The 15985-nt window shown below is 41.3% G+C and carries 7 protein-coding genes; 4 read left to right on the forward strand and 3 right to left on the reverse strand.

What is annotated here, in order from left to right:
* The first annotated feature begins 106 nt into the window (after positions 1–106).
* A complete protein-coding gene (locus A4V03_RS02280) occupies positions 107–2440 on the forward strand; it encodes a beta-galactosidase (protein WP_317045370.1) in 2334 nt (777 codons plus the stop codon).
* A 678-nt stretch (positions 2441–3118) separates the two neighbouring features.
* On the opposite strand, the gene A4V03_RS02285 is transcribed toward A4V03_RS02280, so the two are convergent.
* From A4V03_RS02285 to A4V03_RS02295, 3 genes are all read right to left on the reverse strand, one after another.
* A complete protein-coding gene (locus A4V03_RS02285) occupies positions 3119–5203 on the reverse strand; it encodes a RagB/SusD family nutrient uptake outer membrane protein (RefSeq protein ID WP_024986431.1) in 2085 nt (694 codons plus the stop codon).
* 24 nt (positions 5204–5227) lie between these two features.
* Positions 5228–8359 carry a SusC/RagA family TonB-linked outer membrane protein gene (locus A4V03_RS02290; protein WP_065537799.1) on the reverse strand — a complete coding sequence of 1044 codons (3132 nt, stop codon included), beginning with the start codon at positions 8357–8359 and terminating at the stop codon, positions 5228–5230.
* 114 nt (positions 8360–8473) lie between these two features.
* Positions 8474–9652 carry a tyrosine-type recombinase/integrase gene (locus A4V03_RS02295; protein ID WP_065537800.1) on the reverse strand — a complete coding sequence of 393 codons (1179 nt, stop codon included), beginning with the start codon at positions 9650–9652 and terminating at the stop codon, positions 8474–8476.
* Between the two features lie 398 nt (positions 9653–10050).
* Between A4V03_RS02295 and A4V03_RS02300 the strand changes: the two genes are divergently transcribed.
* The 3 genes from A4V03_RS02300 to A4V03_RS02310 are packed head-to-tail and all read left to right on the forward strand — an operon-like array spanning position 10051 to position 15970.
* Entirely contained in the window at positions 10051–11064 is a 1014-nt protein-coding gene (locus tag A4V03_RS02300) for a fimbrillin family protein (protein ID WP_157447982.1), read from the forward strand.
* A gap of 58 nt (positions 11065–11122) precedes the next feature.
* Positions 11123–12736 (forward strand): fimbrillin family protein, encoded by a 1614-nt coding sequence (locus A4V03_RS02305; RefSeq protein ID WP_024986434.1) that lies wholly within the window; start codon positions 11123–11125, stop codon positions 12734–12736.
* A gap of 57 nt (positions 12737–12793) precedes the next feature.
* Positions 12794–15970 (forward strand): SusC/RagA family TonB-linked outer membrane protein, encoded by a 3177-nt coding sequence (locus A4V03_RS02310; protein ID WP_024986435.1) that lies wholly within the window; start codon positions 12794–12796, stop codon positions 15968–15970.
* Positions 15971–15985 lie beyond the last annotated feature (15 nt).

Here is a 15985-nt window from a genome sequence, read left to right on the forward strand (position 1 = left end):
AACAAAGGATTTCCGCACTTTCTCAAAGACAAAGATGTTCTTCAACCCTGATTTCAGTGTGATTGACGCTGCTATTGTGAAAGATCCGAAGGTGGGAGACCTGATAATGATAGTCAAGAATGAGAACTCCAATCCGCCGGAAAAGAATTTGCGCGTTACGCGTACAAAAAAGATAGAAAAAGGATTCCCGACCAAAGTATCGGCGCCTATTACAGGAAAGTATTGGGCGGAAGGACCTGCTCCTCTTTTTGTCGGTGATACGCTTTATGTTTACTTCGATAAATACCGTGACCATCGTTATGGTGCCGTTCGCTCTTTAGATCATGGCGAGACATGGGAAGATGTGTCCGACCAAGTCTCTTTCCCGCGAGGCATTCGTCATGGAACGGCATTTGCGGTAGACGCTTCCGTAGTGGAAGCATTGAAAGAGAATTCCTGGTTTAATGACAAAGATCTGACACGGACAGGCGTCTACTATTATCCTGAACACTGGAATGAAAGCCAGTGGGAACGTGACTTCAAGAAAATGCATGACTTGGGATTTGAATTTACTCATTTTGCCGAATTTGCGTGGGCGCAACTGGAGCCGGAAGAAGGACGCTATGATTTTACCTGGCTCGACAGAGCCGTAGCGTTAGCTGCCAAATATGATTTGAAAGTGATAATGTGTACGTCTACTGCCACTCCTCCTGTATGGATGAGCCGGAAATATCCTGAAATTCTGTTGAAGAATGAAGATGGAACGGTGCTTGATCACGGAGCCCGTCAGCATGCTTCATTTGCTTCTCCTTTTTACAGAGAGTTATCTTATAAGATGATTGAAAAACTGGCGCAGCACTATGGTAACGATCCTCGTGTTATCGGATGGCAACTTGATAACGAACCTGCCGTACAGTTTGACTATAATCCGAAAGCGGAACTTGCTTTTCGTGATTTTCTTCGTTCCAAATATAATAATGACATTCAACTTTTAAATAATGCATGGGGAACTGCTTTTTGGAGTGAGGCTTATTCTTCTTTTGATGAAATAACGCTTCCCAAACGTGCACAGATGTTTATGAACCATCATCAGATTTTGGATTACCGTCGTTTTGCTGCAACGCAAACCAATGATTTTCTGAATGAGCAATGCCTGCTAATCAAGAAATATGCAAAGAACCAATGGGTAACAACCAATTATATACCGAACTATGATGAAGGACATATTGGTGGTAGTCCTGCGTTGGATTTCCAAAGTTATACCCGTTACATGGTATATGGAGATAATGAGGGAATCGGTCGTCGGGGCTATCGTGTTGGTAATCCGTTGCGTATTGCTTGGGCGAATGATTTTTTCCGTCCGATACAGGGAACGTATGGTGTAATGGAACTGCAACCGGGACAAGTGAACTGGGGCAGTATCAATCCCCAGCCCCTTCCGGGAGCTGTCCGCTTGTGGTTGTGGAGTGTCTTTGCCGGCGGAAGTGATTTTATCTGTACCTACCGCTATCGTCAACCGCTCTATGGGACAGAACAATATCATTATGGAATAGTGGGAACAGACGGAGTGACTGTTACCCCCGGTGGAAAAGAGTATGAAACTTTTATAAAAGAGATTCGTGAACTTCGTAAGCATTATGCTCCCCGTGAGGCGAAGCCTGCTGATTACCTGGCACGTCGTACAGCTATTCTTTTCAATCCTGAAAACTCTTGGAGCATTGAGCGACAGAAACAAAACCGGACTTGGGATACTTTTGCGCATATTGAAAAGTATTACCGTGCCTTAAAATCATTCGGAGCCCCCGTCGATTTTATTTCAGAAGCCAAGAACTTATCCGATTACCCGGTCGTTATCGCCCCGGCCTATCAATTAGCTGATAAAGAACTGGTAGACAAATGGACTGCTTATGTGAAGAATGGCGGAAATCTCGTCCTGACCTGTCGAACGGCACAGAAAGACCGTTATGGTCGTCTGCCGGAAGCCCCTTTCGGCTCTATGATTACCCCACTGACCGGAAACGAAATGAATTTCTATGACTTGCTTCTTCCCGAAGATCCCGGCACTGTTGTTATGAACGGAAAAGAGTATGCCTGGAATACATGGGGAGAAATCCTGAATCCCCCGACCGATGCACAAGTATGGGCGACATATACCAATGAATTTTACGAAGGAAGCCCCGCTGTGACTTTCCGTAAATTGGGAAAAGGAACGATTACTTATGTAGGAGTGGACAGCCACAACGGTGTGTTGGAAAAAGATATATTGAAAAAACTATATGCACAGCTAAATATCCCGGTAATGGATTTGCCTTATGGCGTGACAATGGAATACCGCAATGGCTTTGGAATTGTTCTGAACTATTCAGACCGGCCTTATACTTTCGATTTGCCGAAAGGCAGTAAAGTATTGATAGGAACCCCGGAAATTCCTACGGCAGGCGTATTGGTCTTTTCAATATAAATATAGAATAGCATCTAATTCTAATCTATAAGATTATTGCCATTCATCGCTTTCACCTGATTCTTGAAATGCCGATGAATAAGGCTATAGCGGGTGAAAGCGAGGGGTGAAATCAGGTGAAACAGAACATTATCGGTTTCACCTTGTCTTTTCAAAATATCCTTTGAGCTAAAACCAATATCATTATAGCTAATCCGGATATCATTATAGCTAATGAAAATATGCTTATAGCAAATCCATTGTCAGGTATTAATAGATGAACTGTCAGATGTTAATAGCCTAGTCGTCAGGTGTTAACACCTTGGCTCTCATCTATTAATACTTGAAATGGTACATCTATATACTCACCGTATTGCATCTATATACTCATCACGGTGGTTATATATGTCCATCACGATGGCTCTATATGTCCAGCAATCGGTATAAATAAATTCAAAAGGTGAAAGCGATAATGGAAGCCTTCACCTGTTTTTCCCCTACGCTTTCACCCGCTATCTCCTTATTCATCGATGTTTCAGCTATAAGGTGAAACTGGTGGAACTTATCTTACGAAGATTCTATTTGTAGGGTGCTATTGTTTTTATTAGAAATCAACAAAAGAATTGCCACTTATACTTCTTGATTATAAAGTCTTATTCAAGAAGCATAAGTGGCAATATCGACAATATCTATTTAAGATTAATATCCGGGATTCTGCATTGCTTTCTTTTCCTCATTGTTTAATGCAGAACCATTTGAATTGGTGATACCGTCTAAGAACGCCTGTGGAATTGGACGATAATAATGTTTGCTTGGATTGAATTCGCCAATCCCCCGAGTAGCACCGTCGTTGAATTTATGCCAGCGGGCATCCAATGTTTTGGTACGGGCCAAGTCTTCCCAACGTTGCAATTCACCACAAAGTTCGCGGGTACGTTCGTTTAATAAGAAACACATCATCTTTTCGGCATTGGACGTACAACCTAATTCATTATAAATAGGAGTGTCAACTGTAGAATTATAAACGTCTGCCACGCTATTCAGTTTCATTGCAGATTTGGTTGAAGCCGTAGTTTCTGCACCTTCCATATTATTGGATTCATAGTATGTGTTTTTGTCCCAATAGATGGCACCTTCGTCAGAGTGACCGCCACCTTTTCCTGAACAGAAAGGATTGTTCTTATAGGATTGTCCACCGTCTACGTTCTTGCTGCGGTCTTCATTGTCAGCATAGCCGGCACGGTTGCGTAACTTATTAATCCATTCGATTGCTTTGTCATAATTGGCTTCACCTTTGCGGATATAAGCCTCGGCAACCATTAACACATCATCTGCCGAACGGGCAATGATAGCGTCACGAGTACCAAATTGTGAAGCGATGGAAACACGGTAACCGTCACGGAATTTAGACAAAGCGACCGAACGCTTGTGCGGGATAATATTGTAATAGTTGCCGGTCTTTTCATTTTCATTTAGGTTCCAGCTATGGGATTGTCCTTTGAAATAACGTACATAAGTATATGTGTTACACATCTTTCCGTCTTTCAATACTGTATATGCCGGAGCGTTAGGATATGCTTCATATCGGTTGTCACCCGGATTGTTGACGATGTATTTTAGACCTAGCTCACCGCCTTTGAAACGTTTTTCACCTTTGTTGACACCTGCCGGAGCGTATGGCATATCTTCGTCTGTCCATTCCGGGGCACTTTTGGTTTCGTTGGCTCCATAACAAGTGATGAATGATTTCCAGAAACGGGAGTCGTTGACACGGTCGAACACTTGCATGGTATATTCTGTAGCACTGACATACGAGAACTCACGTCCGCCGGAAATGTCACGTTTACAACCACTGAGGTCTTGATATACAGACGGATAATAAAGATGCATTTGGTTTCCAAAACGTCCCCATGTTGCTTCGTCATTGGAGAATTGGGCAGCCAGGATTACTTCGCTGACTTTTTCGTTTGCACCGTTCGGCTGCTGGTAATCCCATAATTCCACATAGTCATCGCACAGTGGATGTGCGGCTACCACTTCTGAACCATACTGGATAACTGCGTCCAAATCGGAAGATACATAATTCCCGTTCCAACTGCTATACAATTCGGAAGCACGGAACAGATGTGCTTTTGCCAGGAAATGGGCGGCTGCGTATTTATTGATACGTCCGACAGATTCTCCTTGTTTCGGCAGCAATCGGTATGCTTCTCCAAAGTCGGATATTACCTGAGTGTATATTTCCTCTTCCGAGTTACGTGTGAAGTAAGTTTCCGCACTTGTAGAAGGTTCCAGTTTCAAGGGTACGCCACCGAATTGTTTCACCAGTTCGAAATAGGCATAAGCTCTGAGGAAATAGGCTTCTCCCAAACGGGTGTTATAGGTAGGCGAACTTGTATTGTAATACTGCGGCAAGTTCTGGAGAAGTATATTGGCGGGTTCAACCAATCCGTAATAGTTGTCCCATATCGGTTGGTTAGCAGCAGTTTCTGAAGAATTCAAGTCCTGGCTGTAATGATTCCATGCCGGTATCACATTGTTGGCATCGGTAAATTCGTCCACTCCCATGTTATAACATTGGATTCCCCAGATATAATTGAATTTGAATTTCAACTTTTGATAAGCTCCGGTCACTAATTCATCAAGTCCTTCCTGTGTCTTGAAACGGTCGGTACTATATTGGGTCTTTAATTCTTCGTCAAGGAATGATTCGCTGCACGAAGTGAACGAACCGCTCATAACGCTGGTTAGTATAGCTGCGAATAATACTTTATTTATTTTCATAATGTTCTTACTTTTAATTGTTTATTAGAATCCGATATTGACACCAATGACAAAACTCTTTAAGGTAGTGGGTGAACCGAACGTTTTGGTATTGTTGTCATAGTTCACTAAGTCGGTATCCAGAAAATCACATGCCTTATAGATATTGAATGGATTCATTGCCTGAACATATAATTTCAGGTTATTGATACCCAGTTTGCCCAATTGTTGCGGAGTAAAGTTGTAACCTAATGAAATGTTACGCACTTTGATATACGAACCGTCCTGGTAATTCATGGCACTGTTGTAAGTGTCTGCTCCTTCACCGTTAGAGCCCGGTGAGTAGTATCTTGCATTTTCATTTGTTCCTGCTACCCAGTAATCAACCTTGCGTTGCATATAGCGGCCGTCAAGTGTGACAGCACCTTGAGGTACGGTGAATCCCCAGCGTGACAGAATGAAGAAAGATAGTTCAAAGTTCTTGTAATTGAAGGTATTGCTCCAACCGCCTGTCCAGCGAGGACGTACATAACCTACCACCTTTTTATCGTCATTAGCATCTATCGTATCGTCATTATTCAAATCTTTCACTTTGATTTGTCCCGGTTTACGTCCGTATTTGGCAGCTTCTGCGGCTTCTTCCGTTTTCCAAATACCGTCATATACCCAGTCATAATAAACACCGATTTCTTCTCCTACAAACCATTTGTTGTTTACATCTTCCGTTCTGCCGTTAGATAGCTGGTCAATCCGGTTTCTATCCATAGACCATGTCAGGGTTGTACTCCATGAGAAATCTTTCAGTTGTACCGGAATTGCGTTTATTTGCAGGTCGATACCCCAACCGGATGTCTTACCTACATTCGAATAAGTGGAAACGTAACCGGTCAATGAAGGAATAGTCATTTCCAACAGCAAATCGTTCGTCTTGGTCTTGTATGCGTCAATGCTACCGGTGAGACGGTTGTTAAAGAATCCATAATCAACACCGACATTGTATTGGGTCGTTCTTTCCCAGCCTAAAGTAGAGTTCGCCATTTTAGCCGGTGTTTTCTGTGATGGATCCGAAGGCACATAACCTAATGAAGAATCATTTTGTCCCCAGTTGTAATATAGGCCGGTGATTGCTCCTTTAGTAGCATAGGCTTGGATAGCTGCATTACCTGTGACACCGACACCTAAACGGAGTTTCAACTGATTAAGCCAGCTGACATCTTTCAAGAAATCTTCCTGGTCCATTCTCCATGCAAGGGCAACAGAAGGGAAGCTCGCCCATTTGTGTCCTTCGGCCAACTGAGAAGCACCGTCCCAACGCATAGATGCTGTTAATAAGTACTTGTCTTTATAACCATAGTTCAAACGAATCATATAAGATGCCATTTGAGTCTCTGTCAGACCGGTACCAAAAGCTTTCAGTGTACCGGCAGAACTCATATTATACCACAACTCATCTGCCGACGCAACATTGGTAGCTCTCATATCTCCCATTTCGTAATGGTAAGCCGATGCGGATTGCATCAATGTCAACCCTAGATTATGCTGGCCTAATGTCTTGTTGTAATAGATCAGGTTATCTAATGTCCATGCACGTTTCTGTTCGTTTTTATATTGTGCGCCGTTGTTTCCGTCGCCATTGATACCGTCGGCTGCGTTGGCAATTCCCAATGTATAGAACTGAAATTCAGGACCGAACTGGATACGGTAGGACAAGCCTTCCAACGGTTTCCATATTTTGCCGAAGTCAATTTGTGAGTACATGCTGGCTGATGCACGGAAGGTACGGCGCTGATTGGTGTTATAATCCAGTTCACGAATAGGATTGATGATATTGACATCACCATTCGGATTGCGGATGTATTCATTGTTTTCATCATAAGGCATTGTCCATGGAAGCATGCTTCTCAATGCGCTGTAGAAATCACCGGAACCGGTTACGGATTTAGAGAAGCTATAGCCGTAGTCCTGGGTAGAGTAGGAAGCGTTGATGGAAGTTCCCATTTTGAACCATTCTACCGGGTTTGAGTCAAATGAAGTTTTTAAGGTATAACGTTCATAAGCCTGACCGGGTTGTGTACCTTTCTGATCCATATAGCCGAATGAAGCATAACCTTGGAACTTATCCGAACCGCCGGATGCGCTTAATGTATGTTCATGGGTAATTCCGGTTTGCTTGCCGTGGGAAGCCCAGTCGTAAGAACCTACTTTTGAAGGGTCGTAATTACCGTTTGACCATGCCTGGTCGATATTTTTCCAAGAAGCGGCTACACTGCCGAAGGCTGCTTTGTCAGCTTCGTATGTCGGAGCGGCGGATGCATAGGAGCCGGCATTATACTTAGCTATACGGGCATAGTCCAGCCATTCGGATGCAGACATCATTTCTGTTACGTCATGCAATGTTTCAAAGGTGACAGTACCGGAATAGTTTAAGGTAACTTTTCCTTGTTTCCCTTTTTTAGTAGTGACAAGGATGACACCGTTGGCACCACGCGAACCATAGATAGCCGTAGCCGAAGCATCTTTCAGAATATCAATAGCTTCAATATCGGAAGGGTTGATATTCTCAATACCGCCGTTTTGAATAACCATGCCGTCAACAACATACAACGGCCCTTGTTCGGCATTGATAGAGCGTTGCCCGCGAATATTGATATTTCCTACTTCACCGGGGCGTTGACTGGAAGTGATGTCCACACCTGCTGTTTTTCCTTGCATTCCTTCCAAGGCATTCTTTACAGGCATTGCTTTCAGTTCTTTTTCTCCAACCCGCGCCATAGCACCGGTCACATCGCTTTTTTTCTGAACGCCATAGCCCACAACTACTACTTCATCCAACGTTTCCGAATCTTCTTGAAGCGTAATCTTGAAATTGGTATTTCCTGCGACAGAAATTTCTTGTTTCTTATATCCTATATAAGTAACTGTTATCATACCTTTAGCTGGTACATTAGAGAGGGTAAATTTACCATTCAAATCTGTTATAGTACCATTGGTTGTGCCATTGACCAATACACTGGCACCGATAACTGGTTCTCCTGTAAAGTCAATAACTGTACCTGTGACCGTTTTATTCTGGGCATAGGTTCCAACTATTAAAAGGGAGAACAAAGTGAAGAAAAATAGCCGTCGGATAGTATCCTTACAGGCGTACAGGTGATTACCTTTTTTGTTGCTTTTCATACTTTAATTGTTAAGTTAAACAAATGTTAGATTCATGATTTGAAGTGAAATCACTGTATATAAGGAAAATATGAAATCGAAAAAGTTATTTTCAGGCAACAATGAGGTAACCTTTTACAATAGCTGGTCTAATATCTCCCTAAATACTTTATCAGCATGTTCCTGCATGATTTTAATATAGTTGAATATAGGACGATTGTTTTTCATACTGTGCCCTATGCAATACTCAATCTTTTCAATCTGGATTCCTAAATTATATCCGTGTTGTGCAAAGGTTTTTCGGGCGGAATAATAGGTAACTTTCTTCTTTATTCCCGAGAGTATTGAGAGTTTGCCTATATGACGGAAAATCAAACTGTATATCTGTTTATAAGATGAATACTTCCCGAATTTCAGATAACCATCTTTTGTCAGATACTTATCTATAATTACTTTAGCTTCAGGTTGCAGAGTAAATACGGTTTCATTCTCTCCTTTTTTACTATTACGTGTTTTATGACGTATATAGCGCATATAGTCTTTATCCTTAAAATTATATGCCAATAAGTCTCTCAAGTTAATACCACCTAAATAATAGGTAAGCATAAAAATATCTCTTACTATCAACAAGGAAGGTTTAAAAAGATGCACATCTCGCATTCTTTTTAGTTCATCTATTGATAAATCGAGTTCCCGCACATTGCTTGTAGGCATCTTAAAAAGAATGAAAGGATGGATAGAGTAAGTTACATAATTCATTTTTGTAGCATAATTCAATATTACCTTTATCAAGGTCAGGTATATTCTGACGGTAGTATCTGCCAAATTCTCTCCGTGAAGAACATTTGCAAATTCTTGTATATGGAGAGGAGTTAACTGAATTAAAGGAAAATCCCCTTTCATATACTTAATGAATCTTTCTGAAGCTATCTTATAAAGTTTATAAGATTTTTCTCGTTCTTCTCCTTTCATGAAATCCATATACTCCTTTGCGACAGATTGAAAAGTTATTCCTTTTTTCTTCTGTTCGTAGTTAATAATACGTATCAGTTCAGTGCATGAGATTGCAGGTAAATAACTGATTGATGTAACGATTTCCTCATACTCGTTTATCAGTTTTCGTAAACAAGCATTCATATTCGCAGCATTCTCATGTCTGACAACTCTACCATTCTTTATCTGACTGGCAGAATCCAAAATAAACTGAGTAGATATATATCTAGTCTGCGAATGATGTGCTACTGCGATCCTTATTCGATGTCTACCATTTGATAATTTTTTAGTCGGAACAATTACAATTGAAAAATTCGCCATATCATTTTTAGGTTTATAAATTACTATTTCCCATACAATAAAATAGAAACATAAAGGCTCATAACCATCAGCCGTAGATTAAAAATCCGGCTTGTAGCATGGAATATCGTGCAAAAGACGGTATTTTCCATGCATTTGTACGATTCTGCATTGTTATATTTTAATTTAGTCTTTATGTTTGCAACACTTTTTCACAGCTATAATTGTGAAAAAGCATTTAATAAAAAGAGAATCTAACATTTGTTTAACTTAACAAGATATTACTATGCGTATGAAAAACAACAAATCAATCTTGTATTCTTTACTTGCTGACGAGGAAAGAATATGTTTGCTATCCATCCAATCTTGTCATGATTTTACTAATCAACAATCATATGTTTAACTTTAAAAAACATGGTATGAGAAAAAACTATGTAACGGCTGCTGTTGCTCTGTTGCTTTTGGCAGGGTGTAGTAACGATATTAAAGAAACAGATATCAAATTTGCCGGTGAACCCGGAGCAAAAGTTTCTTTTAGTGCAGTAATTAATAATCACGAAGCTAATGAACTTGTAACAAGAGCTACGGAAACAAACTGGGAGTTAAAAGACTCGGTAGGTATTACTTGTGGAACCAATCAGGTGAACATTAATTATTTATACGAAGGGGATAGCCGCTTTGCAGCCAAAGGTGGTGTGGCTGAGGATATTTGGGTACTGGGTTCTGATGAATATGATGTAGTGGCGTATGCGCCATTTATGGGAAAATCCGGAGAGGAGCAACCTGCGGTAGCTGTCTCTACAACCAGCGAATTTCAAGCAACGGCAAAAGACCGTGCGAAAATTGACTTTCTGTTCGCAAAGTCTAAAGCTACTTCACAGAATCCAAATGTGAAATTAGCATTCAATCATATCATGAGTCGCATTAAATTGGAATTCCAAGCAGGCGAAGGAGTGGAATTGAATGATATCACGTGCTATCTTATCGGATTGAAAAACACGGGAACTTTCAATCCCAATACAGGAGAAACAACGGTAAGCGAAGAACCTGTTTCATTAAAAGATGATATTGTGTGGGATAAAATAGGAGCAGAAGACAATTATACGATACAAGCTATATTGTTGCCACAGAAAGTTCAAGGAAAGGTTACCATCCAAGCACGTATGAACGGTTATCTTTATGAAGCCGAATTTGCGAACCTGACCGAATTGAAACCGGGATATTCTTACAATTATATTATCAAGGCAAACAAATATACCGATAATAAGTATGTGTTGAATATTACGGAGGAAACACAAATCCTAGGATGGACCAATCAGGACAACGATCCGATTACTTCTGATCCGGGAATGGCTAATACAGGAACTGAGATAACAAATCCTGATTGGAATATTACGGAAGAAACAATTACTTCCAAGCCTGTCGGAAAATAATCGGTTATACCATATTTATATATAGACAAAAACAGCTAAGAATAAAAATAGGAAATTTATGAAAGTAAATAATTATATATCAATGCTTTTCCTTGCCGGTGCCGCTATGATTGCCTCTTGTTCTCAAAATGAAGAACTGGGTGGAGATAATCCGGACGCTTTGCAAGGATTTCAAATCAGTGTGTCTGACAAAGGTTTCGCGGATATGGATAAAGGTGAAACACGTGCCGTTGAATCGGGTTATGCTACCAGATTCTCAAACGGAGATGCTATCGGTGTGTTTGCCGTCAAAGGAGATGTGGTGGTAGAAGCAATCAGAAACCGACAGTTCACCATGGAAGATGGTGTTTGGGTATTGTCTGATGGAGGGGATGACATTGAGTATAAAGGTTCGGAATTTGAAAGAATGAAATTCTATGCATATTATCCATATAATAAGAATGTGATTTTTGATCCGACCGCAGTGACAAATCCTTTTGAAGAATACATCAAAAAATGGACGATTGGAGCGGATCAGGGAGAAGGAAACTATACGAAGTATGACCTGATGACAAGTACAGGTACTGTGAAAGGCGACCGTTTGAAAGGTCAGATTGCTTTTGACATGAAACATGAAATGGCACTTGCGGTGGTGAAAATGCCTAAGTTGACATACAGCTTTACCAATGGTGGTATAGATGATTATTTGATGCCGATAGCAGCCGGTTCGTTCACCTTGAATAATGCTGCTGCAACTCCTTATTATCAGGCAACAACCGATACATACCGTTTCTTGGTCAATCCTAACAAGGAATTCTTGGTGAAAGGTACTTATACCGGAGTAAACGAGATGGAATATGAAGCGAAAGGTACTCTTGAATCGGGCACGGCAAAGATGTATACTATAGAAGATAAAAGTAAGATTAATCATACGTTGCAGGTAGGAGACTATTTCTGTGCGGATGGTAAGATTGTTTCTGTGGATACAGATGAGAGCAATTTGCCAGACAATGTGATTGGTATTGTATGTTATGTGGGAAACCCTGAACCGAGTGTAACTCATTCCGATCTTTATACCGCAGAAGTTGATGCCTTGCGTCGTGATTTTCCTTCTTGTACGCATGGAGTTGTATTATCTCTAAAAAATTCATTGGTGGAAGAAACCGATCTGCATATGTTCCATACAGGTAAAGCAGGTACTTATTCCGACTGGTTTACTAATGACGAAGAATGGGCAGGTAAGTTTGTGATTTCTAATACCGAAAAAGATGCGAATAAGAATGATGCTCATTTGGTTTTCCCTGCATTGATGGGATATAATAATACACAGTTGCTTACCATGTGTTATGAAGGAAAAGGAAGTCCTTCTACTTGCGACTGGGCTTATCGGCATATCATGGCTTACCGTGAGACAGTGGCTGTTCCTTCAGGAGTGACTCCTTGGTATTTGCCTTCTATCATGTGTTGGGAGCGGGTAGCAAGTAATATGAGCGCTATTAATGCATGTCTCAAAAATGTGAATGGCGATGCCATGACTTCTGTTGATAATGGAACGAATAGTGGACATTATTGGAGTAGTACACAACGCTCTGCTGCCAACCAATGGACACATGGCATGGGAGGCGGAAGATACCATATTATTTGCGAACGTGGATCGCGTGCCGGTTATTTCCGTATGATGCTTGCATTCTAACTAAAAACGATGCATAGAACTTCGTTAACTATATTTATATCATGAACATATACATATATGAATAAGATAAACTTTATAAAAGGGACCACTTTGCCTGTCGCTTTGTTCTTCACAATGGCAACTTTTGCACCTGCATGGGGATTGCAGCCTGTTTCGGCAGCTGTTGAGACTGTGCAGCAGCAAAACTCCATAAAAGGAACAGTCGTTGACAGCCAGGGAGAGCCTATAATTGGGGCAAGTGTGCTTGCGGAAGGGACAACCAACGGTACGATTACCGACATTGACGGTGTGTTCAGAATAAATGTACGCCCCGGGACAAAACTGAAAATATCTTTTATCGGTTATACTGATAAGACTGTGGTGGCGAAGAATGATATCAAAGTCATTCTGGTGGAAGACGTGACTGCGCTTGAAGAAGTGGAAGTCGTAGCGTATGGTACGCAGAAGAAAGTGACCATGACCGGTGCTATTGCCAGTGTGAAAGGAGAGGAACTGACCCGTGTGTCGGTAGGTTCTGTTTCCAATGTATTAGGAGGTCAGATGACCGGTTTGACCACCGTGCAATATTCCGGTGAGCCGGGAGCGGATGCCGCTGAAATTTTGATTCGCGGTAAAGCTACTTGGGAGAACGCTTCGCCATTGATTCAAGTGGATGGTGTGGACCGTGAAAGTATGAACGATATCGACCCGAATGAGATTGAATCTATCTCCATCTTAAAAGATGCTTCGGCAACCGCTGTATTTGGTATCCGTGGAGCCAATGGGGTCATTCTGATTACGACTAAGCGAGGAAAAGAAGGAAAGGCGAAAATTTCATTTACAACTTCTGCTTCCGTGCTGATGCCTACCAAGATGGTGGAACAGGCTAGCTCTTATGATTATGCCCGATTCCATAATCAGATGATGACCGGTGATAAAAAATCTCCTATGTTCAGCGATGCTGTGATTCAGAAGTTTAAGGATGGTTCCGACCCGATTCGTTTTCCTGACATACAATGGGCGGATTATATAATGAAAAGCGCTACGCTTCAGAGCCAGCATAATCTGAATATTTCGGGAGGAACGGACAGGGTGCGTTATTTCATTTCTGCGGGTGCGTATACACAAGGAGGACTTTTTAGTGAGTTCAATCTTCCATATAATTTAAGTTATCAATATCGTCGGTTTAATTATCGTACGAATCTGGATATGGATGTCACTAAAACCACTACTTTATCATTAAATATCAGTGGTAATGTGAATAATTCGGATCAGCCGCGTACCAGTCAGGGATCTTCCGGTCTGATCAAGAATATGTATTATGCCACTCCTTTTTCCAGTCCCGGAATCATAGATGGGAAATTGGTAAATGCAACCAGTGAGATTTTCTCCGATGGATTGCAGCTGCCTTTTACCGGAACTACGGGAATGGGATATTATGGTAATGGATTTAACCAGTCTAATAATAATGCACTGAATGTGGATGTTGTTTTGAACCAAAAACTGGATTTTCTGACTAAAGGGCTTTCTTTTAAAGCAAAAGGTTCTTATAACAGTTCTTTTACTGTCAATAAAATAGGTTCGGGAGGGTCTGTAGCCACGTATACTCCCGTATTGATGGAAGATGGAAGTATTGCCTATCGTAAGTTTGGCGAGAATACGGATGTGAAGTATTCATATTCTACAGGCAAGAAACGTGATTGGTATATGGAAGCCAGCTTTAATTATAACCGGACTTTTGGAGATCATACAGTGACAGCTCTGTTGCTGTATAATCAACAGAAGGAATATTATCCCAAAGAGTATCCTGATATTCCTCGTGGATATGTCGGAGTGGTAGGACGTGCCACGTATGACTGGAAGAGCCGTTATATGGCTGAGTTTAATGTGGGTTATAACGGATCTGAGAACTTTGCGCCCGATTTGCGTTTCTCTTATTTCCCGGCAGGTTCAATCGGTTGGGTGATGAGTGAGGAGGATTTCTTCCGTCCGTTGAAGTCGGTGGTGAGTTTCTTAAAGCTTCGTGCCAGTATTGGATTGGTGGGTAATGATAAAATTGGAGGTTCCCGATTCATGTATATTCCTGACCCATATAATGTGGGATTGAGTGACTTGGCAAACCGTGTGACAACAAATTCTTCTGCAAATGCTTGGGGATATGCGTTTGGTGTAGATTACGGTACGGTTGCTTTGGGAGCACGTGAAGTGGCGAAGAACAATCCTTCTGTGACATGGGAGAAAGCATTAAAACAGAATTATGGTATTGATGCCAATTTCTTTGACGACCGCTTGAAAACGACTTTCGAGTACTATAAAGAACGTCGTAATGACATTCTTTTGCGAGATGGAACTGCTCCGGGAATGCTTGGATTTATTGCTCCGTTCGCTAATTTAGGAAGCGTGGACAGTTGGGGATGGGAACTTTCTTTCAAGTGGAACGATAAGATTGGTGAGAATTTCCGTTATTGGGCAGGTATTAACTTGTCTTACAACCAAAATAAGATTCTGGAAAAGAAAGAAGCTCCGCAAAACAACCTGTATCAATATCAAAAAGGTCATCGCATCGGTTCTCGTAGCCAATTTGTTTTCTGGCGTTTCTATGATGAAAATACTCCGGCATTGTATGAACAGACATTCAACCGCCCGTTCCCGACACACGAAAATATTCTTCAAAATGGAGATGCGGTATATGTTGACTTGAACGGTGACCGGAAGATTGATGCGAACGATGCAAGTTATGACTATGGTTTTACGGATGATCCGGAATATATGGCAGGTCTTAACTTGGGATTTAGTTGGAAGAATCTGGAGGTAAGTACTCAATGGACAGGTGCATGGAATGTGAGCCGTATGATTTCAGATGTGTTCCGTCAGCCCTTCTATTCGACTTCAAATAGAGAGCAAGGAGGATTGTTGGCCTACCATCTAGATCATACATGGACACCGGAAAATCCTTCGCAATCTTCCGAATATCCGAGAGCTACGATTGAGAATTCGACGAATAACTATGCTACTTCTACACTTTATGAGAAAGATGCGAAGTATTTGCGTCTGAAAACGCTTCAAGTAGCATATAACTTCCATTTTCCGTTGATGAAAAAACTTGGGCTGAATACCTGTCAGTTGTCATTCGCTGGATATAATCTGTGGACAATTACTCCTTATTTATGGGGAGATCCGGAAGCAAGAGCTACCAATGCTCCTTCTTATCCATTGTCCAAGACTTATACATTGAGTTTGAAATTAGGATTCTAAAAACAGCAAAAGGAA

The sequence above is a fragment of the Bacteroides caecimuris genome (assembly GCF_001688725.2).
Taxonomy (GTDB): Bacteria; Bacteroidota; Bacteroidia; order Bacteroidales; family Bacteroidaceae; genus Bacteroides; species Bacteroides caecimuris.

What these genes read in the sequence shown, in the direction of transcription:
- A4V03_RS02280 (WP_317045370.1), top strand. Translation starts at nt 107, where the DNA reads ATGATAGTCAAGAATGAGAACTCCAATCCGCCGGAAAAGAATTTGCGC.
- A4V03_RS02285 (WP_024986431.1), bottom strand. Translation starts at nt 5,203, where the DNA reads ATGAAAATAAATAAAGTATTATTCGCAGCTATACTAACCAGCGTTATG.
- A4V03_RS02290 (WP_065537799.1), bottom strand. Translation starts at nt 8,359, where the DNA reads ATGAAAAGCAACAAAAAAGGTAATCACCTGTACGCCTGTAAGGATACT.
- A4V03_RS02295 (WP_065537800.1), bottom strand. Translation starts at nt 9,652, where the DNA reads ATGGCGAATTTTTCAATTGTAATTGTTCCGACTAAAAAATTATCAAAT.
- A4V03_RS02300 (WP_157447982.1), top strand. Translation starts at nt 10,051, where the DNA reads ATGAGAAAAAACTATGTAACGGCTGCTGTTGCTCTGTTGCTTTTGGCA.
- A4V03_RS02305 (WP_024986434.1), top strand. Translation starts at nt 11,123, where the DNA reads ATGAAAGTAAATAATTATATATCAATGCTTTTCCTTGCCGGTGCCGCT.
- A4V03_RS02310 (WP_024986435.1), top strand. Translation starts at nt 12,794, where the DNA reads ATGAATAAGATAAACTTTATAAAAGGGACCACTTTGCCTGTCGCTTTG.